Genomic DNA, 430 nt, shown 5'->3' with positions numbered 1-430 from the left:
CCCATATTATGACCTTTTGATAAATCTATAACCTTATTTAATGCTTTCATTGCATTATCCAAGGCAGCATTAGCATCACTTAAAGTCGCATGTTTAGAATTTGTATCCCCAACTGCTAATTTTACTGCTGCATTAGCATCTTTTAAAGCTTGTTCATAACTAGGATCGCTAAAAGCTGTACCATTTGCAGGGTCTTTAAATGCTTTAGCACTCTCTAATTGTAAAGCACCAATTTTTTCTGCTTTAACAGCACTTAAATCTATTTCAGTTCCATCTTTAATTGCTTTTTTGATAACATCAGTTGAAGCTTTAGCTGAACCATCAGCTGCGTGTCTTGCTGCTTGTTCATAATAAGCATCTTTAACATCATCAAATGAATTTTTTGTTGAAAGTATAGAACCAGCTGCACCAGTAGGATCAGTTTCAGAAG

1 protein-coding gene is annotated in these 430 nt (G+C 34.7%); it reads right to left on the bottom strand.

What is annotated here, in order from left to right:
- Positions 1–430: hypothetical protein (locus KJQ99_RS09855; RefSeq protein WP_214150733.1), on the bottom strand; the 430-nt coding region annotated here is incomplete at both ends.

It is taken from the genome of Campylobacter sp. 2018MI13 (assembly GCF_018501135.1).
Taxonomy (GTDB): Bacteria; Campylobacterota; Campylobacteria; order Campylobacterales; family Campylobacteraceae; genus Campylobacter_E.
This window is presented reverse-complemented; position numbering and strand designations above follow the sequence as displayed.